The organism is Xenorhabdus bharatensis, assembly GCF_037996705.1.
GTDB lineage: Bacteria > Pseudomonadota > Gammaproteobacteria > Enterobacterales > Enterobacteriaceae > Xenorhabdus > Xenorhabdus bharatensis.
Genome location: NZ_JBBMXG010000015.1, coordinates 96,606 through 120,206, shown reverse-complemented (window position 1 = coordinate 120,206; position 23,601 = coordinate 96,606). Strand labels below are relative to the sequence as shown.

Annotated in this window: 22 protein-coding genes and 1 riboswitch; of the genes, 12 read left to right on the top strand and 10 right to left on the bottom strand. The window is 42.3% G+C overall.

Translation table 11 applies throughout. The annotated features are described in order from the left end of the window. Positions 1 to 179: 179 nt before the first annotated feature. On the bottom strand, positions 180 to 1,460 hold the full coding sequence (gene bioA, locus AAC855_RS15005) for an adenosylmethionine--8-amino-7-oxononanoate transaminase (RefSeq protein WP_340610643.1): 1,281 nt from the start codon (positions 1,458 to 1,460) through the stop codon (positions 180 to 182). A 109-nt stretch (positions 1,461 to 1,569) separates the two neighbouring features. Here bioA and bioB point away from each other — a divergent pair, with 109 nt between their 5' ends. The 5 genes from bioB to uvrB all read left to right on the top strand — a co-directional run bounded on the left by bioB (position 1,570) and on the right by uvrB (position 7,965). Then, positions 1,570 to 2,610, top strand: coding sequence for a biotin synthase BioB (bioB, locus tag AAC855_RS15000; protein WP_340610641.1), 1,041 nt, complete (start codon positions 1,570 to 1,572; stop codon positions 2,608 to 2,610). Then, positions 2,610 to 3,764 carry an 8-amino-7-oxononanoate synthase gene (gene bioF / locus AAC855_RS14995; protein WP_340610675.1) on the top strand — a complete coding sequence of 385 codons (1,155 nt, stop codon included), beginning with the start codon at positions 2,610 to 2,612 and terminating at the stop codon, positions 3,762 to 3,764. The genes bioB and bioF overlap by 1 nt, the downstream gene beginning before the upstream one ends. Then, complete coding sequence (gene bioC / locus AAC855_RS14990) at positions 3,748 to 4,551, top strand: malonyl-ACP O-methyltransferase BioC (RefSeq protein WP_422824394.1); 804 nt, start codon at positions 3,748 to 3,750, stop codon at positions 4,549 to 4,551. Before bioF ends, bioC begins: the two co-directional genes overlap by 17 nt. Beyond that, positions 4,541 to 5,239, top strand: a complete 699-nt coding sequence (bioD, locus tag AAC855_RS14985) for a dethiobiotin synthase (RefSeq protein WP_340610638.1) — start codon at positions 4,541 to 4,543, stop codon at positions 5,237 to 5,239. The genes bioC and bioD overlap by 11 nt, the downstream gene beginning before the upstream one ends. Positions 5,240 to 5,931: 692 nt before the next feature. Then, positions 5,932 to 7,965, top strand: coding sequence for an excinuclease ABC subunit UvrB (gene uvrB / locus AAC855_RS14980; protein WP_340610637.1), 2,034 nt, complete (start codon positions 5,932 to 5,934; stop codon positions 7,963 to 7,965). A gap of 193 nt (positions 7,966 to 8,158) precedes the next feature. On the opposite strand, the gene yvcK is transcribed toward uvrB, so the two are convergent. Then, positions 8,159 to 9,067, bottom strand: a complete 909-nt coding sequence (yvcK, locus tag AAC855_RS14975) for a uridine diphosphate-N-acetylglucosamine-binding protein YvcK (protein WP_340610636.1) — start codon at positions 9,065 to 9,067, stop codon at positions 8,159 to 8,161. A gap of 280 nt (positions 9,068 to 9,347) precedes the next feature. After that, positions 9,348 to 9,542: riboswitch (molybdenum cofactor riboswitch) on the top strand. Here yvcK and moaA point away from each other — a divergent pair. The 6 genes from moaA to AAC855_RS14945 all read left to right on the top strand — a co-directional run bounded on the left by moaA (position 9,529) and on the right by AAC855_RS14945 (position 13,230). After that, complete coding sequence (gene moaA / locus AAC855_RS14970; protein ID WP_340610673.1) at positions 9,529 to 10,521, top strand: GTP 3',8-cyclase MoaA; 993 nt, start codon at positions 9,529 to 9,531, stop codon at positions 10,519 to 10,521. (Overlaps the previous riboswitch by 14 nt.) Before the next feature lie 33 nt (positions 10,522 to 10,554). After that, entirely contained in the window at positions 10,555 to 11,034 is a 480-nt protein-coding gene (gene moaC / locus AAC855_RS14965) for a cyclic pyranopterin monophosphate synthase MoaC (protein WP_340610634.1), read from the top strand. Then, a complete protein-coding gene (gene moaD, locus AAC855_RS14960) occupies positions 11,031 to 11,276 on the top strand; it encodes a molybdopterin synthase sulfur carrier subunit (protein WP_340610633.1) in 246 nt (81 codons plus the stop codon). The genes moaC and moaD overlap by 4 nt, the downstream gene beginning before the upstream one ends. A 2-nt stretch (positions 11,277 to 11,278) precedes the next feature. Then, positions 11,279 to 11,737: a molybdopterin synthase catalytic subunit MoaE gene (gene moaE / locus AAC855_RS14955; protein ID WP_340610632.1), complete on the top strand. Its 459-nt coding sequence runs from the start codon at positions 11,279 to 11,281 to the stop codon at positions 11,735 to 11,737. Between the two features lie 203 nt (positions 11,738 to 11,940). Next, positions 11,941 to 12,651 carry a Bax inhibitor-1/YccA family protein gene (locus AAC855_RS14950; protein ID WP_340610630.1) on the top strand — a complete coding sequence of 237 codons (711 nt, stop codon included), beginning with the start codon at positions 11,941 to 11,943 and terminating at the stop codon, positions 12,649 to 12,651. Positions 12,652 to 12,744: 93 nt separating this feature from the next. Then, on the top strand, positions 12,745 to 13,230 hold the full coding sequence (locus tag AAC855_RS14945) for an NUDIX domain-containing protein (RefSeq protein WP_340610628.1): 486 nt from the start codon (positions 12,745 to 12,747) through the stop codon (positions 13,228 to 13,230). A 257-nt stretch (positions 13,231 to 13,487) separates the two neighbouring features. Here the strand turns inward: AAC855_RS14945 and AAC855_RS14940 are convergent, their stop codons facing one another. From AAC855_RS14940 to AAC855_RS14930, 3 genes are all read right to left on the bottom strand, one after another. After that, on the bottom strand, positions 13,488 to 14,297 hold the full coding sequence (locus AAC855_RS14940; RefSeq protein ID WP_340610626.1) for an AraC family transcriptional regulator: 810 nt from the start codon (positions 14,295 to 14,297) through the stop codon (positions 13,488 to 13,490). Positions 14,298 to 14,757: 460 nt separating this feature from the next. Then, a complete protein-coding gene (locus tag AAC855_RS14935; RefSeq protein ID WP_340610624.1) occupies positions 14,758 to 15,360 on the bottom strand; it encodes a LysE family translocator in 603 nt (200 codons plus the stop codon). Positions 15,361 to 15,373: 13 nt separating this feature from the next. Further along, positions 15,374 to 16,138: a molybdopterin-dependent oxidoreductase gene (locus AAC855_RS14930; protein ID WP_340610622.1), complete on the bottom strand. Its 765-nt coding sequence runs from the start codon at positions 16,136 to 16,138 to the stop codon at positions 15,374 to 15,376. A 789-nt stretch (positions 16,139 to 16,927) separates the two neighbouring features. On the opposite strand from AAC855_RS14930, the gene AAC855_RS14925 reads away from it, so the two are divergent. After that, positions 16,928 to 17,602, top strand: coding sequence for a hypothetical protein (locus AAC855_RS14925; RefSeq protein ID WP_340610620.1), 675 nt, complete (start codon positions 16,928 to 16,930; stop codon positions 17,600 to 17,602). A 30-nt stretch (positions 17,603 to 17,632) separates the two neighbouring features. On the opposite strand, the gene AAC855_RS14920 is transcribed toward AAC855_RS14925, so the two are convergent. From AAC855_RS14920 to AAC855_RS14900, 5 genes are read right to left on the bottom strand one after another with little or no spacing between them, the layout of a single operon-like run. Continuing rightward, positions 17,633 to 18,739, bottom strand: coding sequence for an ABC transporter permease (locus AAC855_RS14920; protein WP_340610619.1), 1,107 nt, complete (start codon positions 18,737 to 18,739; stop codon positions 17,633 to 17,635). 12 nt (positions 18,740 to 18,751) lie between these two features. Further along, the gene (locus AAC855_RS14915) at positions 18,752 to 19,930 is read right to left on the bottom strand and encodes an ABC transporter permease (RefSeq protein WP_340610617.1); all 1,179 of its coding nucleotides are present in this window, start codon (positions 19,928 to 19,930) and stop codon (positions 18,752 to 18,754) included. Beyond that, positions 19,927 to 21,663: an ATP-binding cassette domain-containing protein gene (locus tag AAC855_RS14910; RefSeq protein ID WP_340610615.1), complete on the bottom strand. Its 1,737-nt coding sequence runs from the start codon at positions 21,661 to 21,663 to the stop codon at positions 19,927 to 19,929. Before AAC855_RS14910 ends, AAC855_RS14915 begins: the two co-directional genes overlap by 4 nt. Positions 21,664 to 21,672: 9 nt before the next feature. Next, positions 21,673 to 22,662, bottom strand: coding sequence for a secretion protein HlyD (gene hlyD / locus AAC855_RS14905; RefSeq protein WP_340610614.1), 990 nt, complete (start codon positions 22,660 to 22,662; stop codon positions 21,673 to 21,675). Between the two features lie 49 nt (positions 22,663 to 22,711). Further along, a complete protein-coding gene (locus tag AAC855_RS14900; RefSeq protein WP_340610613.1) occupies positions 22,712 to 23,389 on the bottom strand; it encodes a transcriptional regulator in 678 nt (225 codons plus the stop codon). Positions 23,390 to 23,601 lie beyond the last annotated feature (212 nt).

Sequence of the window (23,601 nt, the reverse complement as noted above, 5' to 3'; positions counted from 1 at the left end):
TTAAAGTAAATAAATAAGACCGAATGGAATATAACAAAAATATTTTCTTTAGATGAGAAAGAATCCATTTAATTGATTGCCAATGTTTATCAGGAATTGACTTTTATTAATAAATAAACAGCCTGTTATTTTTAAATAAATAAAAGTGGCAGCATTATTATCAATGCTGCCACTAATGATTAAATTACCGCATCAGCAATAGCGTTTGTCAGTTTTAATAACTGCTCAGGCTGAATAATATAAGGCGGCATTAAATAAATTAAACGCCCGAATGGCCTGATCCAGACTCCTTGTTGGACAAAATGACGCTGTAATGCCGCTACATCAACAGGTTGCTTCATTTCCACCACACCAATGGCACCTAATACCCGGATGTCTTCAACCGAATCATATGATTTCAGGGGCAATAACGCTGCTTTTAAACAGGACTCAATCGACTGAATACGTTGTTGCCACGGGCTTTCAGTGAGTAATTTCAGACTGGCTCCGGCAACGGCACAGGCCAGCGGATTGCCCATAAATGTCGGGCCATGCATAAAACAGCCTGCCTCACCCTGACTGATAGTCTCGGCAACATGGCGAGTGGTTAACGTTGCGGATAAGGTCATATAGCCGCCTGTCAGCGCCTTACCTAAACACAAAATATCCGGTTCAATATTTGCGTGTTCACAGGCAAACAGCTTACCGGTTCGCCCGAATCCGGTCGCGATTTCATCTGCGATCAGCAAAACTTGGTATTCATCACAAAGGTTGCGCACCTGACGCAGGTATTCAGGGTGGTAGATCCGCATTCCACCCGCTCCCTGAACAATGGGTTCCAGAATCACGGCAGCGATTTCATCATGATGCTGTAATAATAATCGCTGGAGAGAAGCGATATCTTCTGGCTGCCATTCGCCATCAAAACGGGATTGTGGAGCATCAGCAAACAAGTGATTGGGGAGGTAGCCCTGATACAGGCTATGCATAGAGTTTTCGGGATCACAAACGGACATAGCGCCGAAAGTATCACCATGATAACCATGACGCAGCGTCAGAAATTTCTGTCGTTTTTTCTGCTGCTGTTGCCCTTTTGCTTGCCAATATTGCAAAGCCATTTTCATGGCAACTTCCACGGCAACCGAGCCGGAATCGGCCAGGAAAACACATTCCAGCAATGCCGGCGTCATTGCTACCAGTTGTTTACACAACTCTACCGCGGGTGAATGAGTAATACCGCCAAACATCACATGTGACATCTTATCAATTTGTGATTTTGCGGCTTCATTAAGTACGGGATGATTGTAGCCGTGAATGGCCGCCCACCATGAAGACATACCGTCAATTAATTTACGTCCATCTGACAATACCAGTTCAACACCATTGGCCGAATCGACCGGATAAGTCGGTAGCGGGTTGCTCATGGATGTATATGGATGCCAGATATGGCGCAGGTCAAATTCAATATCTGAAGGATTCATAATAAATTAGTTGTAAACCTTTTAGATCTAGTTTTGGTTGACATGATAACGGCGTTATTTAAACTGACAACTTTTATTTCATGTTTTATTTCATGCTGGAGAAGTTATTGTGAGTGAATGTCAGCAATGGACAATCAAGCAGGCTCAGTCCCTGTTTGATAAGCCTTTTTTTGAATTACTGTTTCAAGCGCAACAGGTACATCGTGAACATTTTGATCCTCAGCAGGTACAGGTCAGTACACTTCTTTCAATAAAAACAGGAGCCTGCCCTGAAGACTGCAAATATTGCCCACAGAGCTCCCGTTACAAAACAGGTCTGGAAAAAGAACGCCTGATGGAAGTGGAGAAAGTTATCGAATCGGCCCGTAAAGCTAAAAATGCAGGTTCGACCCGTTTTTGTATGGGGGCTGCATGGAAAAATCCACACGAACGGGATATGCCTTATCTGGAGAAAATGGTTCAGGAAGTCAAGTCATTAGGTATGGAAACCTGCATGACACTGGGGATGCTGAATTCGTCTCAGGCACAGCGTCTGGCGGAAGCGGGTCTGGATTACTACAACCATAATCTGGATACTTCACCGGAATTTTACGGCAATATTATTACTACGCGCAGTTATCAGGACAGGTTGGATACACTGGGAAATGTCAGGGACGCGGGAATTAAAGTATGCTCTGGCGGCATTGTGGGGCTGGGTGAAGAAATTCGTGACCGTGCAGCTCTGTTAGTGCAACTGGCTAACCTGCCTAAACCACCGGAAAGCGTTCCGATTAACATGCTGGTGAAAGTGAAAGGCACACCGCTGGAAAATAACGAAGAAGTTGATCCCTTTGATTTTATTCGCACTATCGCTGTTGCTCGTATTATGATGCCGAAATCTCATGTCCGTTTATCTGCGGGGCGTGAGCAGATGAATGAACAGACACAGGCCATGTGCTTTATGGCGGGGGCTAACTCCATTTTTTATGGCTGCAAATTACTGACTACCCCGAATCCGGGCGAAGACAAAGATGTGCAACTGTTCCGTAGGTTGGGCATTAACCCACAGCAGACAAAAATAGCATTTGGTGACAAACAGCAGCAGCAACACCTGACGGAAGCCATCATTAATAATGCTGACAATGAACAATTCTATAATGCGGCAATATGATGAGCTGGTCAGATTCTCTTTCCCGGCGATTGGCCGAACGTCGGGACACCTCCTTATGGCGCAGCAGACAGGCTCATCAAAGCTCAAATGGGCGGCACCTCTACACCTCTGAAGGGCACCAGTACCTGAACTTTTCCAGCAATGATTATCTCGGATTGAGCCAGCATCCTGAGGTTATTGCTGCGTGGCAACAAGGTGCTGAGCAGTATGGTGTGGGTAGTGGTGGCTCAGGGCATGTAACCGGATATACCTCGGCTCACCATGCGCTGGAGCAACAACTGGCGGAGTGGCTTGGTTATTCCTGTGCCTTGCTGTTTATTTCTGGTTACTCGGCTAATCAGGGCGTGATAGCGGCTCTGATGGAAAAAGAAGATCGCATTATTGCTGATCGCCTGAGTCACGCCTCCCTGATGGAGGCGGCTATGCATTCACCGGCCCAGCTTCGGCGTTTTTTGCATAATAATCCCGCCTCTCTGAAACAGCATTTAGGTAAATCATGTGCAGGTAAAACACTGGTGGTGACTGAAGGTGTATTCAGTATGGACGGGGACAGCGCACCACTTCGTGAGATTACCCGGCTGGCACAATCTACAGGTAGCTGGCTGATGGTGGATGATGCCCACGGTATCGGTATTTATGGTGATGAAGGAAGGGGAAGCTGCTGGTTGCAGAATATTAAGCCGGAGATCTTGATTGTTACTTTTGGTAAGGCCTTTGGTTTGAGCGGTGCTGCGGTATTGTGTGATGAACAGGCCGCAGAATATTTTGTTCAATATTCCCGGCATCTGATTTACAGCACCTCTATGCCACCGGCTCAGGCGGTGGCGCTTTCCGAGGCCACGCGCCAAATCAGGTCGGGAGATGAATTGCGGCAGCGTCTGCAAAATAATATCCAGTATTTCCGTCGTGAAGCACAAAACTTATCTTTTTCTCTGACGGAGTCTGAAACCGCAATTCAGCCTGTGATCATCGGTAATAATGACCGCTGTATTGCCTTATCTGAAATACTGAAACAACAAAACCTCTGGGTAAAAGCCATTCTGCCTCCGACAGTTGCACCGGACAGTGCCCGTCTGCGCATTACGCTGACAGCGGATCACACCCAACAGGATATTGATGTATTACTGGAGGCTTTACGTGGATACGACCGTTAGTCGTGTTGCTAAAAGCAGTTTGACTAAAACCTGCGTTGATAAACAGGCAATTGCCGGTGCTTTTGGTAGAGCGGCTTCGCGCTATGATGCTACTGCGAAACTACAGCAACAAACAGGTGAATATCTGATGAAAATGGCACAGCCAGAAGATACCGGTAATTGGGTATTGGATGCTGGCTGTGGGACTGGTTTTTTCAGTGAACACTGGAAACAGAAGGGTAAACAGGTTATCGCACTGGATTTGTCTGCCGGTATGTTAAGTCATGCCAAAGGGTTGCAGGTTGCTGATTATTATCTGCAAGGTGATATTGAAAACCTGGGGCTGGCTGATAACAGTGTCGATGTCTGTTTCAGTAACTTAGCGGTGCAGTGGTGCAATGAGCTGCCACGGGTATTGCAGGAGTTCCATCGCGTAACCCGTCCCGGCGGGCTTATCTTATTTTCTACCTTAGCGCAGGGGTCACTCTGGGAGTTGGAAGCCGCATGGAAACGGATTGATGATTACCGCCACATTAACCAATTTCTGCCTTTACAGGCGATTGCAGATGCCTGTCAGCCGTACCGGAACCAAATCAGGCATCAGCAATATAATCAGCGCTACCCACAATTGCTACCTCTATTAAATTCTCTAAAAGGAATTGGAGCTACACATCTTCATCATGGGCGTCAGCAAGGATTGATGACTAGAAAGCGCATGAATGCGCTTTCAGAAGCTTATCCCAAGAATAATGGGAATTACCCATTAAGCTATCAAATTGTTTTTGGAGTTATTTATTGTGACAAGTAAATACTTTCTTACCGGAACTGATACTGAAGTGGGAAAAACGGTTGTCAGTTGCGCGTTATTACAGGCAGCTAATGAAAAAGGTTACCAAACTGCGGGTTATAAGCCGGTTGCATCAGGCTGTGAACTCACCTCTGAAGGTATACGTAACGGGGATGCTCTGGCGTTATTGCATAACAGCTCAGTCCCGCTTATCTATCAGGAGGTTAACCGGTTAGCATTTATTGAGCCTACATCTCCTCACATTGTCAGTGCTGAACTTAACCAGCCTATTGAATTTTCTGTGATGTCACAAGGTCTGGCTGCATTATCAACAAAAGCAGACTGGGTGCTAGTTGAGGGAGCCGGAGGCTGGTATACGCCGTTATCTGAGAATGACACTTTTGCTGATTGGGTCATACAGGAGAAACTGCCCGTAATATTGACGGTAGGCGTGAAATTAGGCTGTATTAACCATGCGGTGTTAACAGCAAAAGCGATTCAGGATTCAGGGCTGAAATTAGCAGGCTGGATTGCGAATGAAATTGAGCCACCCGGTAGGCGTCAGGCTGAGTATCTGATGACATTGAAGAACATGATCCCGGCTAACTTACTTGGGGTCATTCCCCACATGAACGGGCTGGAAATAGAGCGTCATGAAACAGGTAATAATATAGGGAAATATATAAACATTGATTTATTGGTTAATTAGTTGTTTAAATAATGTTGGTTAAAATCCCAGTAAGGGGTAGTGGGACAGCCGAAATATTAGTATAGAATCCACTCCGTTTCGACAACTTTTGTACTGTTTTTGAACAAAAAATAACGTAAATCAACTCTGAAATAGCATGAAAACACTCTATTATTGAGAAAATACATAATGGGGGATAACTCCGCAACTTCCCATAGTTAATAGGATTTGTTGAGTTATCCACTGTTCCTGTGGATAACCTTGTGTATTAGGTTTAGACAAGTGGTCTGACACAAGATAATACGCGGCTTGCGCAAGATTTGCTGTTATTCTCTCCTTTGATTTTTTTTCATTAAAAATTAAATGCTTATATAAAATCAATTCCTTTTGCTATCTCTTTGTCATTCCCTGCTTTATCATTTCAATAACTAATACGAAAATAAAAAAGACAAAAAGACTGTCTGGGGATAAAAATAGGCTTATATAATGTTAACTAAAGGTTAATATCACATTGAGTTATATGTCAGATTGGTTACTTCCTTTCAGATGCGGCTTTTGAGTAGGGCGGTAATATTATTTTGTTAACCCACTTGAAGCTGTTTTTTTATCCAGTATTATAAGGGCGTTTTGGTTAGCGTATATATCTTGTGTATTTTCGGGTTATGGCTTGGAAATAAATAAGAATAGAGTTGTGCAATGTTATCGGGTGGAAGATGAGTAAAGAAACGAACAAAGTATTCAGGCTGCATTCTGATTTCGAACCTGGCGGTGATCAGCCAGAAGCCATCCGCAAACTACAGGATGGGCTGGAAGATGGCCTTGCCCATCAGACATTATTGGGTGTTACGGGTTCAGGTAAAACGTTTACGATTGCCAATGTCATCGCCAACATGAACCGGCCAACAATGATTCTGGCACCCAATAAAACATTGGCAGCGCAGCTCTATAGTGAAATGAAGGAGTTTTTTCCGGAAAATGCCGTAGAGTACTTCGTTTCTTATTATGATTATTATCAACCCGAAGCCTATGTACCCAGCTCTGATACTTTTATCGAAAAAGATGCCTCTGTAAACGAACACATTGAACAGATGCGCCTCTCTGCAACCAAAGCTCTGCTGGAGCGAAGAGATGTGGTTGTTGTGGCTTCTGTTTCCGCTATTTATGGGTTGGGTGACCCTGATAGCTATCTGAAAATGATGCTTCATCTGACAAATGGTATGTTGATCGATCAGCGTTCTATTCTGCGGCGTTTGGCTGAACTGCAATATACGCGCAATGATCAGGCATTCCAGCGGGGAACATTCCGTGTGCGGGGCGAAGTGATCGATATTTTTCCGGCTGAATCGGATGAACACGCGTTACGTGTTGAACTGTTTGACGATGAAGTTGAACGGCTTTCCCTGTTTGATCCACTGACGGGGCAGGTTGAATATAACGTCCCCCGTTATACGGTTTATCCAAAAACGCACTATGTAACACCTCGTGAGCGTATTCTTCAGGCGATAGAAGAGATTAAAGTTGAGTTAGCTGACAGGCGAAAAGTCCTACTAGCTTCAGATAAGTTACTGGAGGAGCAGCGTGTCACTCAGAGAACACAATTTGATCTCGAAATGATGAATGAGCTGGGATATTGCTCCGGGATTGAAAACTATTCCCGCTATCTGTCTGGTCGTGCACCGGGTGAACCCCCTCCGACTTTATTTGACTATCTGCCTGCGGATGGTTTGCTGGTGGTGGATGAATCCCATGTCACCGTTCCACAGCTTGGTGCGATGTATCGGGGAGACCGTTCCCGCAAAGAGACACTGGTGGAATACGGCTTCCGGCTGCCATCAGCACTGGATAACCGTCCGATGCGTTTTGAAGAATTTGAGGCACTGGCTCCACAAACCATCTATATATCAGCAACACCCGGTAATTATGAACTGGAAAAATCCGGTAATGAAGTGATCGAACAGGTGGTGCGCCCAACGGGCCTGATTGATCCTGAAGTTGAAGTTCGCCCGGTAGCAACTCAGGTGGATGATCTGCTGTCTGAAATCCGTATCCGGGCGGTTAAAAATGAACGTGTATTAGTCACCACTCTGACTAAGCGTATGGCTGAGGATTTAACTGAATATCTGGAAGAACACGGGGAGCGGGTGCGCTACCTTCATTCTGATATTGATACCGTTGAGCGGGTCGAAATTATTCGTGATTTGCGTTTGGGTGAATTTGATGTGCTGGTGGGGATCAACTTGTTGCGTGAAGGCCTCGATATGCCGGAAGTCTCTTTGGTAGCCATTTTGGATGCAGATAAAGAAGGCTTCCTGCGTTCAGAGCGCTCTCTAATTCAGACGATTGGTCGTGCGGCGCGTAATTTGCATGGTAAAGCGATTCTGTATGGTGACAAAATTACCGCTTCTATGGCAAAAGCTATTAATGAAACAGAACGGCGCCGAGAGAAGCAACAGGCATTTAACGAAGAAAACGGTATTGTACCAAAAGGGCTGAATAAAAAAATCGGCGATATTCTGCAACTGGGTCAGCCTACTCATGGCAAAGGAAAAAGCAGAACCAAAAATAGAAGCAAATCTGATTTGGGGATTGATGATTTCCATAAATTATCTGCGAAAGAGTTGGAAAACAAAATCCGTGAATTGGAAGAAAAAATGTATCAATATGCGCGGGATCTTGAATTTGAGCAGGCAGCTAACATACGCGATCAGGTTCAGGCATTGAGAGCACAATTTATCGCTAATTCCTGAGATTATTGCCAGCCGTTAATGAGTGGCTAAACAGAATAGAGACACAATGGATTTCAGGATGTACCGCGGCGGCAAGGGGGAGGCAAATTCGTCGGGAACGAATTTGCCCAGCCAGAGGCTGGCCTCCGGTGATGCATGAAAAGCAGGAGCCTTTCATGCATCAGGAGCAGAGATAACCGTATGCCCTGTATTATTAGCCCAGTTTTTGCAGCGTATCTTCTATTGCTTGCCGTAATAACTCACGATCATGGCGATAAGGAACATCCTGTGCTTCTAAGACTTGTTGTGTAACAATCCGGTTACCTAATTGGCTGATATCAGTACGTGGGCCAACAATAATTGCGTTGACCATTTTGCGTCCGATTGTATTCTCTATCATCTCAAGTTTTTCTTTCAATGAAAGGTCGGCTGCCGCATGGCTGAGTTCTTTCCCTAAATTACCGATATAAATCATATTGGCATTGCTGCGTCGCAGGGACTGGGTCAAATCTTCCAGCAACAATAATGGCATTAAGCTGGTAAAGAAACTGCCCGGGCCTATTAAGATCAAATCAGCCTGTTCAACCGCTTCCAGCGCCTCTTTGGTGGCGCTAACATGGGGATAAAGCATTAACTTTTTTGGAACACAATCCAGTTGATCGATATTCACTTCTCCATGCACTTCATGGCCCTGAGCATCCACCGCCATTAAGTCGACAGCTTGTTCGGACATTGGGATCAAATGCGCATTTACTTTCAGCAGATTTCTGAGCAGATTAATTGCTTCAAGAGGGCGGACACTTAAATGATCTAAAGCTTTTAACATTAAGTTGCCCAGATTATGTCCGGCTAATTCGCCACTACCGCCAAACCGATATTCGAACATAGCTGAAGCAACCGTCGGCTCTGTGATCAATTGATTAAGGCAATTTCGGGTATCACCCCAGGCGATACCGCCTTCTGAACGCCTTATTCTTCCGGTTGAGCCTCCATTATCTGTTGTTGTGACAATACCAGTCAGGCGGGCACCAAGGGAAGAGAGAGATGACATAACGCGCCCAAGTCCGTGACCACCGCCAAGGGCAACCACACGATCCAAATCGGCTAATGTTCGGTTTCGCATAGGATTCCTGCTACTGAATTAAGTGTGCTTGAATAAATTTTATGTAATCTATCATAAAGTATGATGTTTTTAGCAATCGTTATGATTTTATGCGATTTTATCAAGTATTTCAGGATGTAAACAAAATGAATCAGTAACAATAGCCTGATGTTGATGGTTTTTTGTAACCCTTTGTATAATAAAATATATATCGATATTGTCATTAGCTTTTTTCTGATTTAAGGGGTAGAATCCCACAACAAGGTTTAGTCACGTATGTCACGATTCATATGATGATTAAATTTGGAATTAACCCCTAGCCTCTGCATCTAAGTCTTTGTTGTATAATTTTTTTATTAATTGATTCTACCGTAAATTGTTCTATCAAATTAATACCACATCGATATGATGCTTTGGCCGTGACCCCGCGTCACCAGGGTGCAAGGCAGAAATGCGTGCATCCCCCATGATTGGAAGGTGTTATAGTGGAACAACTTATCGATACATTTTCCCGCAAGTTTTATTACTTGAGGTTATCGGTTACTGATGTATGCAACTTTCGTTGCACATACTGCCTGCCTAACGGCTACCAGCCAGGCAGCAATCAACTCAACAAATCATTTCTCACTTTGCCGGAAATCCACCGTGTTAGCCGCGCTTTTGCAGAATTAGGCACAGAAAAAATTCGTCTGACTGGTGGCGAACCCACTATGCGCCGTGATTTTTGCGACATAATAGCCGCAGTGCATGAAAACCCGCAGATTAAAAAAATTGCGGTGACGACGAATGGTTACCGCATGGAGCGCGATGTGACCCGCTGGAAGGAAGCAGGGCTCACAGCGATTAATGTGAGTGTGGATAGTCTTGATCCTCGCCAGTTTCACGCTATTACCGGGCAGGATAAATTCTTTCAGATTATGCGTGGGATTGATGCAGCCTTTGAAACAGGTTTTAGCACAGTCAAAGTGAATGCGGTATTAATGAAAAATGTCAATGATACCTGCCTGCCAGCGTTCCTTGACTGGATAAAACACCGCCCGATCCAATTGCGTTTTATCGAGCTGATGGAAACGGGAGAAGGGAGTGAACACTTCCGGCACCATCATCTTTCCGGTGATGTCATACGCAGTCGTTTACTCCAGCAAGGCTGGCAATTGCAAAAACGGGAACGTAGTGACGGCCCGGCTCAGGTATTCAGGCATGCGGATTATCAGGGCGAAATTGGCCTTATCATGCCGTATGAAAAGGATTTTTGCCAAAGTTGCAATCGCCTGCGCGTTTCTGCCATTGGTAATCTTCATTTATGCTTGTTTGGTGAACAGGGAATTCCATTACGTGATTTGCTGTCTGATGACGGATCTCTCGACGATTTGAAATTACGTATACAGGGTGGGTTGAGGCATAAACGTGAAACTCACTTTTTGCATCAGGGAGATAGTGGTATTACCCCTAATCTTTCTTTCATTGGTGGTTAATTTAACGGCTCAATTTATTTTTCAGGAGCGAGAATGTCCCAACTGACTCATATCAATACATCCGGCGAAGCCCATATGGTAGATATTTCTGCCAAAGCAGAAACAGTACGCGAGGCCAGAGCAGAAGCCTTTGTCGAAATGCAAGCTGAAACACTGGCTATGATAGTTTCCGGTGACCATCACAAAGGGGATGTTTTTGCAACCGCACGTATTGCCGGAATTCAGGCAGCAAAACGGACATGGGAATTAATTCCATTGTGTCACCCGTTGTTACTGAGCAAAGTCGAAGTTCAGTTAGAAGCACAAACAGAACATAGCAGGGTCAGAATTGAATCCTGTTGCCGCCTGACAGGGAAGACAGGGGTAGAAATGGAAGCGCTGACAGCGGCATCCGTGGCAGCTTTGACCATTTATGATATGTGTAAGGCAGTACAAAAAGATATGGTAATCGGGCCGGTACGTTTGCTGGAGAAAAGCGGTGGAAAATCGGGAAATTTTAAGGTGAAAAAATGATAAAAGTTCTGTTTTTCGCTCAGGTACGGGAGTTGGTAGGCACTGATTCTCTTGAATTACCAAATGATTATCCAACGGTGGAGCACCTTCGCCGGTCGCTACTTGAAAAAGGTGAACGCTGGGCGCTGGCACTGGAGGATGGGAAATTGCTGGCAGCCGTGAACCAATCGTTTGTTCACGCTGAACACCCACTGAGTGACGGTGATGAAGTGGCCTTTTTCCCGCCGGTCACCGGAGGTTAACGATGGAAAAGACACGAATCAGTATCCAGCAAGCAGTGTTTAATGTCGGTGAGGAGTACCAATGGCTGGCTCAATCTGATGAAGATGGTGCGATTGTGACGTTCACGGGTAAAGTTCGTAATCACAATTTGGGTGATAACGTTCAGGCACTGACTCTGGAACATTACCCGGGTATGACAGAAAACATGCTGCATAAAATCATTGATGAAGCCCGACAGCGTTGGCCCTTACAGCGGATCAATGTTATTCATCGTATTGGGAAACTATATCCGGGGGATGAAATTGTATTTGTTGGTGTAACGGGGGCTCATCGCAGTACAGCTTTTGCCGCTGCTGAATTTCTGATGGATTATTTAAAGACTCAGGCTCCTTTCTGGAAAAAAGAATCTCTTAACGCTGGGGAACGCTGGGTAGAAGCAAGAAAAAGTGATCAGGAAGCGGCAGAACGCTGGTTTACATAATGAGATAAGATGATAAAAAACATATTGATGAGGCCTTTTGCGGGTTATCTCTAAAAGCAGGTAGATAAATCATATATCACTAAAATTGTGATTAATTGGCAGATGGTTTTGTTCATGTTCTATGCTAATGTATAGCATTTGAAACAGATTGTTTATTGTTAAACAGTCTTAACCCTTCAACATTGTCATAAAAGGTACTCGTCATGGACCGATATCAACGTTCCAACGGTTCGATTGTCCAGCAAGCTGGCTCAGGTATACAAACTTATATGGCACAGGTCTATGGCTGGATGACCTGTGGTCTGTTACTCACTGCATTTGTTGCATGGTATGTAGCAAATACCCCTGAAATTTTATATGCCATCTTCAGTAACTCCATCGTATTTTACGGCTTGATCATTGCACAACTGGCATTGGTGTTTGTGCTGTCTGGCATGGTGCATAAAATGAGTGGTGCCGTAGCTACCGGGCTGTTTATGCTTTATTCCATGCTGACCGGGCTGACGATATCCAGCATTTTTGTGGTTTATACCAGTGGCTCTATTGCCAGCACCTTTGTCATCTCGGCTGCGATGTTTGGTGCGTTGAGCGTTTATGGCTACACCACCAAGCGTAGTCTGAGTGGTATGGGCAGCTTCCTGTTTATGGGGTTGATTGGTATCGTTCTGGCTTCTTTGGTCAATATCTGGCTGAAAAGTCCGGCTCTGATGTGGGCAATCACCTATATTGGTGTGCTGGTTTTTGCCGGCCTGACAGCTTATGACACTCAGAAGCTGAAAGAAATGGGTGCTGAGCTGGATGTCAACGATAAAGAGAACATGCGTAGATACTCTATCACTGGCGCATTAACCCTGTATCTTGACTTCATTAACCTGTTCCTGATGCTGCTGCGCATTCTGGGTGATCGTCGCTAATTGCTGGCATTCCCCTCGTTATTTTTATATATGAAAGGCCCTGTTTAGCAGGGCCTTTTTTGCTAAAATGGCCCTTTTATCGGAGTATTATTTGTGAATCAAAGTAGTACTAGCACTATCCGTATTTCAGCAAAAGCCATCATTATTCATAAAGATCAGATTCTACTCGTCAGATATAAATCGGATTCAGATGAATGGTATACCTTGCCAGGTGGAGGGCAACTGTTTGGAGAAACATTGACTCAAACCTTAATGAGAGAATGTCTTGAAGAGACAGCATATAAAATTGAACCGTCACGGCTGGTATTTGTTAGAGAATATATAGGCAGTAATCATGAATTTGCTGAATTTGATAAAGAAGTCCATCAAACTGAATTGATTTTTCTTGCCTCGCTTGCCGATGAGAATCCCGATATTCATAACCGAGATATCAATGCAGATAGGGATCAAATAGGTGCTCAATGGGTCAATTTGAAGGATGTTATAAACCTGCCATTATTTCCTGTAACTCTACGCTCCTTGATTGTAGAAAAGCGTTTTTCTGCTGATTTTCCTATCTATTTAGGGGATGTGAATTAGGAGTAAGTGATGAAGATTTTTATCATCACATCTATATGGAGCAGGTAAGTTACTGATTTTAAAAATCAGAAAGTATGCTGTATAAGATTTTTTTGGATACTAAAGATTTCACTGCCTGTGGCCTGTATGACTTTGTTCAGCAGCCAAATTAACTATTTCTCTTTTAAAATTATCGGTAAATTTTTGGAAGTGATTTTCGTTTCATAAAGATACCTTAATTAAGATCACTTTATACTTTTACCGATCACCCAAATTTATCAAAGTACGATACTTTTTTTATACTCCGCAGGCGTTGCCGCGACCAATTTTTTGAAGTTCCTATGAAAGTGGCTTTGGTCATAAAAACCTAACTCAGTTGCAACAGAGGCTATACTCATTCCCCGCCTCAAAAGTACTTTTGCTTCATTAATGCGCATTACAATTTGCATAGCGTGTGGAGTAATACCATATGCTTTTCGAAATGCGTGGATAATATGATATTCACTCAATTGAGAATGAACAGCAACATCCTTTATCGATATATTGTTTCGAAAATTTTCAAAAATATATTCATACGCCTTAGATACATTGTTCTTTGATACAACCTTTTCTAAAGGTATGGCATTGGACTGTGAAAACAGATTTGAAAAAAAAGAGATGCTATCTTCTTCTATTTTCATTTTGTCATTATCAAGAATGATTGTGTCAGCTAATTTTTGAAACTGTACATAAAGTTCTGGAGAATCGGTATGACTCATTGAGAATGGGATAAAACTCGTTACTCTTTCACCTATAACCATCGATTGTACATAGCCTAACCATTTAGGACATACATACATCATTTTGTAGCTCCAATTTGTATTGGGAGCTGGATTACATGAATGTACCTCTAGAGGGTTAATTATAACCAGAGAACCCTCTTGTATTCTATGCTCAATATGACTATTGAAATAATCACTATGACCGCAGTCTACAGCTCCAACGGAAAACTCCTCATGAGTGTGTTTCCCGTAACAGGCTTTCGAATTTTCAGAAGAGCGTAACTCAATTGGTACTGTATCTGAATGATAGAATTTTTGTTTGGTCATCTATGTTCATATCCTCTCAGGAATTATTGATGTTTTATGGGGGAATTATCAGATAGTGATATTATTTGGTATATTATTTTCGTCAAAAAATAGCTAAATATTACAGTCATACGTAAACTATGTTAGCAGATCTATGTTGAAATAAGCTATCTGGGTTAATGTAAATACACTAGTAGGATCTATCTCATATTTGAATATTGCTTAGGTTTTCAATATATTCATTAGTGAATGAGAGAGAGAATTTTAAGACGTGATTTAATACCACCTAAAAAAATTAGTTATTTAAATTTTTTCATCATTATTGGGTGAGGTTTTTTAGATAAGATTAAGTATTTTCATTTGATATCAACGTAATGAAAAATATAACAAAATTATGCCAGTATGTTGTTACTGGCATTTGTCATGATCCGGTTATCGAGATGTATTGAATAAATTATGGGGTTATAATATCCAACGGCTCCTAGCCTGACATAAAAGAAGTATATATGACCGTAATTGCTAACAATAGACCCATAGTGAAGTTAAAAATCTTATAATGTTTAGGTATATTCAAAATTGTTCTAATAGTTATCCCCAAGATAGCCCATGCTGAAATTGATGCATAACAAACAATGAAAAAAATCGCACAGAAAAGTAGTAGTATATTAATTCCGGCATCATGACTACTGAAAACGGATATACCTGCTAAAGATACAATCCATGCTTTAGGATTGAGCCATTGGCACATTATTCCTTGTATAAGGGATGGAGCACTATTATTTGGCTCACTATTATCATTAATCCTTGTATTTTGCATAGCAACTTTATATGCCAAGTATAATAGGAAGCAACCTCCTATATAGGTAATAATTTCGGTTAGGTATGGCACTTCATTTATAACTTGAGCTAATCCAAAGCCGAGTAAAAATAAAATTGATACAAAACCAATTGTAGCGCCAATTATATGTGGAATAGTCCTAACATATCCACAATTAGCTCCAGTAACTGTTGCTATTATATTTACAGGCCCTGGCGAGATAGAAGTGATAAAAGCAAAAACTGCCATGGCAATTAATTGAGTCATAAGCGTATGTCCCCTAAAAATCAGTTACCTCTCCAGAGCCATTAATAAAGAGATGCTCTTGTAAATCAACAATACGATACGGTTTTGCTTTTATTTTTCCCTCTTTGCAATAACCCGCTTTGCTTTCCCAGAATCCTTGTTCGAACTTATCAGTAAAGTACAATTCAGACAAACATTTAACGTCTTTATACCAATGTAGGGAAAAATCGATTAGACGGATAGGGTAACCTTCTTCTAAGGATAGGGGGAAACCGTCTACAGCCCAAATAATCATAGCTCTGTTTTTTAATGCCTTATTAAGGGATATTGTCGAGTCATATTCTCCCTTACTTGTACCAAAACTTATTTGCTTTAGATTGTATGAAAGATATTTTTCGTGGTTTATTCCTAAAAAGTTAAATAAATATTCGAGTAAAACCCCTGTCCAGTTTATTCTGATACTCCAATTGCAAACGCATACAACTCGGCGACTTTCTGTTATTGGAGAAATGTTCTTAAGGTCTTTGAATGTGACAAGAATTAGCATTGACTCATGCGGTGAAAATATCTTGATCGCCCATTTTTCCATATCAATAGAATCATCTAAACCAGATGGCCCTTCTTGGTTTACATACTCAAAGGTATCAAAAAGAAGTGTATCTAAGGGTTTTCCTATTAAGCTAGTCAGGTATTTCGCTGCTGATTGGCTACTTGTTCCTTCGGGGCCAAGAGTAAGAGTCGCAATTGAAGAGATTTTTAGCAGGCTCTTAATCCAAAAATTATCAGTGTTCAATATCATATCATAATTCATATAAGTCAGTTTTACATGAATGATATACCTAAAAATACATTAAATATTGTATAAAATTGTTATTTGGTAAATTAAGAAGTTAGAGTGAAAAATCTATTTAGATATATCCATAATAATTAATGGGTGTATATTAAACCTGTTGAACTATCTTGAGTGTGGTGCTCTCTTTCGATAATAAATATGGTAAATTTTTCATGTATTTTAAGTGATTTTGCGGTCATGCTGCCAATGAGTCCGCTGGTTAATGAGTTAAAATAATCTAATTTAGCTAAGCTTATATATGTTTATATGTTTAAAGTGAATGTTTCTATAGTTAGCTATCGTGAAGGGAAATATGAGATCTTTTACTATTCAGTCTAGACGAAATATCACATGTATCAACTAATAGAATGAATAATGACATCAAGTAATCTTGGGGCATGACTTCCCCTGTTATCGGTCGTCATAAAAAGAATATTGAAATGTGTTGGTAAATAAATTATCTTACAGAAGATTTTATCGTTTTGGGGCTAACTACATGGGTGATGGCCTATTTTTCTTCTTGTTTAAAAATTATCTCAAAATTAATGGCACTGTTTTTTGTTACCCACAAAAGATGGTAATTCACCCTAAATGCCAGAGTCTTCATAAGTAGAATTCTATCATAAAATTAAAGTATCAGAGAAGGTCGAAACCTGATGAAAAAATCACGTTTTATTGACTGTCAATTTTTAGATTTTAAAATCTGTATTTTTAAGTTAAGTTGACATTTGGTTTTAGAGGAATTGGGAGGTAAGTATGCCATTTCATCCACCATTTAAAACAAATTTTGAGAAAGGTGATTTTATATTTGGGCTTAATAAAGAAAGATCTAATTACGCTAAAAAATACTCAGAATTTTCACTTGTTTGTGATCCTGATAACATATCAACAATTGATCAATATTCAATAAACGAGAAAGAATGCGAATTACGCAAAGAAACGGGGCGTAAAATTCCGGAGAATCAAGAGTCTTTTTATAAAGCAATAGATAATCATTGTAAATATAAATCAATACGCTTTCGTGATAAATTTAAATATAGCTGTAATAAAAATATTTTTTATTATACAAAACAAGTAACTAGCCGAAAATGCAAAGCAGGATTATCTTGGGTTTCTGGGTCTTTGACAGGCTCATGTATTCATTTTGTTTTAGATGAAATTAATATGGAAGAGGTCGTTTACAAACATTATGAAAATAATATAAAGAGAGGGAGCTCATATACAGGGAAAGAACTAAGGTGGATTTACCGAAATAGGCGGGATCCGAAGGTTATATCTTGCATTCAGTTTTGGAGAAAAGGTAAACCTGTAAAACCTCCATGGGAAGAAGGTGAAGATGCATTTTTATGGCAAAATTATCATCCGAAATTTGAGAATTCTGGAATAGAAATCGGGGAGTTTGCCGAAATTTTGGACATGTTGGAAAGGTAATATGCATCGACTAATAGTCTGGCAATGGCATCACGCAATCTTACTTCGAAATAACCGATAAGCAGTTCCACTTGTTGTCACAATAATCACCAGTAAAGGCCATAGACTGTGCCAGACTACCGAAAAATCAGCGCCTTTCAAATAAATTTGTTTAGTGATGTCAGTAAAGTGCCGGATTGGGTTGATCCATGTTATATCCTGTAACCAGATGGGCATGTTTTCGACGGGAGAGATGTATCCAGAAAGAAGGATGGCAGGCATCATAAATACAAACACGCCGATAAAAGCCTGTTGTTGTGTTGAACAAATGGCGGAGATGAGCAAGCCAAATCCAACTAATGACAGCCCATAAATCAGGATACAGCCGTAAAACAGCAGTAGTGAGCCTGAAAATGGAATTTGATAACACAATGTTCCAATCAGCAAAACGATACTTGCCTGCACTGTTGCTACCACTAACGCCGGAATAGCTTTACCAATGAAAATTTGCCATGTGGTAAGCGGGGAAACGAGCAGTTGATCCAATGTTCCCTGTTCTCGCTCACGGGCAACGGAAAGAGCGGTAACGATCAGGACGCCAATGGTTGTTATCATGGCAACCAGAGATGGAACCACGAACCATTTATAATCCAGATTGGCGTTATACCAGTTGCGGATAATCAGCTCGCTGTTATTGATCCCCAGCATATTGCCATGTAACTCTTTCTGATAGTTCATCACAATCTGTTGAAGATAGTTGGCAGCAATTTGCGCGCTGTTTGAATTGCGTCCATCCAGCAGAACCTGAATGGAAGTCGGGGAGTGGCTGGCAATATGAGCACTGAAATTTTGTGGAAAACGAACTAATAGCAAGGCATCACGGTTATCCAGTGTCGGTTGAATCTCCTGAGAGCTGTTCAGCATAATCAGATTAGGAAAGGCTTTAGAGTTAGCTAGCCGTTGGGTCAGTTCGATGGATGCCTGTCCTTTATCTTCATCATAAATTGCGATAGTGGCATTTTTAACTTCCAGTGTTGCAGCCCACGGAAACAGTATCATCTGAAAAATAACGGGCAGGATCAGAGTCGCCCGAGTCTGAGGATCTCGTAGGAGAGACTGTAATTCTTTCATGACGAGTGTATAGAGGCGATGAAACATGTGCTTTCCTTTTTAATCCAGATGTCGGCGGGTTTTCCATGCAGTCAGGCCAATAAACACGATGGCACTGGCAATTAAAAACAGCAAATTTGTGATTAAAACGGTGCCGATATTACCTGCCAAAAAGAGAGTCTGTAAGCTACTGACAAAATAACGGGCAGGAACAATATACGTAGAAAGCTGAATTAACGCCGGCATACTATTTATTTCAAATACAAAGCCGGATAGCATAATGGCGGGTAAAAAAGCCGCATTAAGGGAAATCATTGCCGCATTAAATTGGTTACGGGTCACTGTCGAGATTAATAACCCCATCCCTAAAGCAGTAGCGAGATACAGGCTGGAAATCAAAGCCAGTATCCAGAGCGAACCATGATAAGGAATACCCATAATAAAGACGGCAAAAACCATGCAAAGTACCATGACGAAAGAGCCGAGAACCTGATAGGGCAGTAATTTGGAAAGCAATAACTCAGTTCGGGTAACCTGAGTGGATAAAAGAGCTTCCATTGTACCCCGTTCCCATTCGCGAGCGACAACCAGAGAAGTCAGGATTGCACCAACGACTGTCATGATAATTGAAATGGCACCGGGAATAAGAAAATGCTGGCTGATTGCAGCCGGATTAAACCAATAACGGATCTGCATATCAATGGGTGGAATTGTGGAAACGCCCTGATTTTGCCCTCGTTGCTGTAACCAGACTTGCCAAATCCCTTTAGCGTAACCCTGTACAAAATTGGCTGTATTCGGTTCACTGCCATCTGTGATCACCTGAATTGGCGCATAATCACCCATTCGGGCAAGTTGTACATCAAAATTGACTGGAATAACAATAATGCCACGAATTTCACCGGCCTGTATTTTATTGATCAAAAGCTGGCGGTTATTGCTGATTGTGGCATCAATATAAGGTGAACCGGTGAATGCATGAACCAGTTCCTGTGCATCTTTGCTTTGTTGCTCCATCAAGATACCGAGGCGAAGTTTACTGGAATCAAGATTGATCCCGTAACCGAAAATAAACAGCAACATAAGTGGAATTACGACAGCAATTAAGGTACTGCTGGGATCACGTATAATCTGTTTACTCTCTTTAATACAAAGTGCTTTTAGTCGCCGCCATGAAAAACTGACTGCTTTTGGGGTTTTGGGAGCGTGTTCAGCATGATTTTCTTCATTACGACTCATTGCGGCTCCTTATCGTAATTCACCACGAGGTCGATAAAAACATCTTCCATTGAAGGATTAGGGCGCTCTGTCGTTGATACCTGTCGCTTCAATTCGTCAGGTGTGCCTGCTGCAATTAATTTTCCGCGAAAAACCAAACCGATACGGTCACAATACTCTGCTTCATCCATGAAATGTGTCGTGACCATCACGGTAACGCCTTTATCCACCATTCCATTGATATGTAACCAGAACTCACGGCGTGTCAGTGGATCAACACCTGATGTCGGTTCATCCAGAAACAGAATATCGGGTTCATGCATCAGAGCGCAGGCAAGGGCCAGACGCTGTTTAAAACCGAGTGGCAAACTGTCGGTCGTTTGCTGCAAAATGGGTTTCAGGCTAAAAGCACTGATCATTTCTGCCATTTTTTTCTGTTGATGGCGACCACTCAGACCATAAACGCCGGAAAAGAATTTCAGATTTTGCTCTACAGTTAAATCACCATAGAGTGAAAATTTTTGTGCCATATAGCCGAGGTGCTGGCGAGCCTGACCTGAATCGGTTTTTAAATCCATATTCAATACCAGTGCATTGCCATGTGTCGGAAGCATCAATCCACACATCATTTTGAATGTCGTCGATTTTCCGGCACCATTGGGCCCCAGTAAGCCGAAAATTTCCCCACGTTTTACCTGAAAGTTCACATGATCTGTAGCAGTAAAATCCCCGAATTTTTTTGTCAGATCGCGCGCTTCTATTACGGTTTCTGTCGGATTTGTCTGGATCTGCGGCATGATTTCTGCCAGCTCAGAACGGCGGGAAGGGATACCGCCCAGTAAATCGATAAAAGCATCTTCAAAACGTGGTTCCGCATCTAAGAGCCGGATATCAGGCAATCCTATGTGTTGGCCGAGTTCAGCACTGTCAGCTCCGGCGCTTAAAATCAGACGAAGATATCTGCCCTGAATCACGCCATCGGTGACTTGTGGCAACGTGAGGGCTTGTTGCAGAATTTTCCGGCGGGAGTCTGGTTTGATATCAAGCAGAAAAGAGCGCCCGGCGATACCCTGAGTCAGTTTTTGCGGCTGACCGCGATAAAGCAATTCACCCTGATTCAGTAATAAAACATCAGGGCAAAGTTCGGCTTCATCTAAATAAGAGGTGCTCCATAAAATCAGCATGCCATCAGAAGCAAGCTCATGCACCATTTGCCATAATTCCCGTCGAGCAATGGGATCTACACCCACACCGGGTTCATCAAGCAAGAGCACTTTGGGGCTGCCGACCAATGTACAGGCCAAACCTAGCTTTTGTTTCATCCCGCCGGAGAGCTTACCTGCCAGTCGGCCAGTAAAGCGGGTTAAATCAGTAAAAGTCAGTAGCTTCTGGAAAGTAGATTGTCGCTCTTCTCCAGTTACACTACGCAGATCTGCATATAAATTGAGGTTTTCCTGTACGGTTAAGTCTTCATACAGGCCAAATTTTTGGGGCATATAACCCAGTTTAGAACGAACTTCGACACTGTCTTTAATGGGATCAAGCCCCATGATTTCAATCGTGCCGTGATTTGGTTTCAGTAACCCGGCCAACATTCGTATCAGTGTGGTTTTTCCCGCGCCATCAGGGCCGACAAGCCCAGTCACAGACCCTCCGAACAGCTCTGCATTTAACTGCGATACCGCCGGAATGTCTAACCCCGGAAAAGTTTTCTCCACACCGTTCAGTTTTATTGTATAGGCTGAACTGGTCATATTGTTGCCTTACTTGTCTGAGTCAGTAAAACGCAACGTAACGGGCATTCCTTGCTTTAGTCCTTCATCCGGATCACTGACAATAATACGCAGGCGATAAACTAAATCTGTCCTCAAATCGGGAGTTTCAACATTTTTCGGGGTAAATTCTGCGGTCGGGGAAACAAAACCAATTTTGCCGTGATAAGGCTGATTTTTTCGTCCATCGGTATAAATCAGAATTTCCCGCCCTGCTGTTGCCTGACTGAGATTCGGTTCATCAATATAGGCTCTTATCCAGACCGGATGAGTCAGTGATACAGTAAAAACGGTATTGCCAGCGGCCAGAATAGTACCCGGTTCAATGGCTCTGGTCAGGATAATTCCGGCTGAGGGGGAAAGAAGGCGGGTATCCTGTAAATTGAGTTCAGCCTGAGAGACAGCCGCTTCAGCCTGAGCAAACTGGGCTTTGGCTGAAGCAATATCCTCTTTACGATTCCCGGCTTCAAACTGACGTAATTTATCTTTGGCTGCCTGATAAGCGGCTAACGCCTGACGTTGCCCTGTTCTTGCATTTTCCAGATCGTTGGCTGAAATCATTTTGCGTTGCCATAATTCCTGTTGACGTTTAAGAAAGCTGTCCGCGAAGCGGAATGCAGATTCTTTTTGGGCAACTTCAGCACGTACTTGTGCAATTTCTTCGGAACGATAACCGGCTTCTGCTTTTATAAGATTTGCCTTAGCAACATCGCGGTTGGCTTTGGCTTGATTGAGACTGTTAATAAAGGGAGAATTATCGAGCTGGCCCAAAAGCTGGCCTGCGGTGATGGTGTCTCCTTCATCCACTTGCAGAGTTTCCAGCTTGCCATTGACCCGGAACCCAAGGTTGACTGTTCTGATATCAACATTGCCATACAGGGTTAACTCTTTGTCATTTCGTTCCTGATAATAGTAAATGCCAATGACAGCAGTAATAATGATGATCGTTAATAGGACAAGAGCAAACTTTTTAGTGTTCATACTACTATCCCTTATACGTTATTAAATTTTCGGATCGTCCTGCGGGCGGTTATTTTTTCCTCAGTCCATTAAGTAATATATTAATATGCTCAGTTAAGACCTGATTAATTAAATCATATTCTCGGGTACCAATATTATCCCAGCCGGTCTGACGTAATAGAGCTTCCCGTGCCAACCGGAAGGAGAGGATTTCCCCTAATAAGGCATGAGTGTGGATTTGAGTTGAAACATGACCTTCATCAGCGCCGATATAATGGGCGATGAGTTTATTCAGGCGGGAATAAATCGGAGCAAGCCCCTGTTCATGAATAACGCTATAAGCTTCTGTCGGTGTCAATTGTTCATGCGACATAATGCGGCTGAGATTAAGGCTGCTTTTATCGAAAATGAGATGGTTATAGCTAATCAGCCCCTGATGAATAAAGGCCAGTATCCGTTCTTGCGGATAAGGTTGAGGCGTTGTGATAAAAAATTGGTCAATAGACGCAATCAGCAGGGAAAATTCTGCTTTTAGTCTGTCGGCAATATGTTGTGCGACAGCAAGGTATAGCCCTTCTTTAGAGCCAAAATAATAAGCAATGGCGGCGATATTTTGTTTTGCGTGTTGGGCTATATTACGGGTAGTTGCGCCTTCCAGACCTGATTTGCCAAAAATCTCTAATGCAGATTCAAGAAGTTGTTGCTTAGCTTGTTCGCCTCGTGACGTCTGAGCCGTTTTCGCTGCCATGTTGGAAAATATCCTGTGATAAGAACCATGAAAATGGTCATAAATATATCAATCGTATGATTAACTTTAAAACTAAAGCATCCTGATGTAAAGATGACATAAATTTACCTATGCTTCATGCTGTTTGAAAAAACATATCTGTTATAATGCTGCAACTATGGTGCATTGCAGTTTATGTAATTTCTAAGCGTTTTATCGCGTCTTTTCTCTTC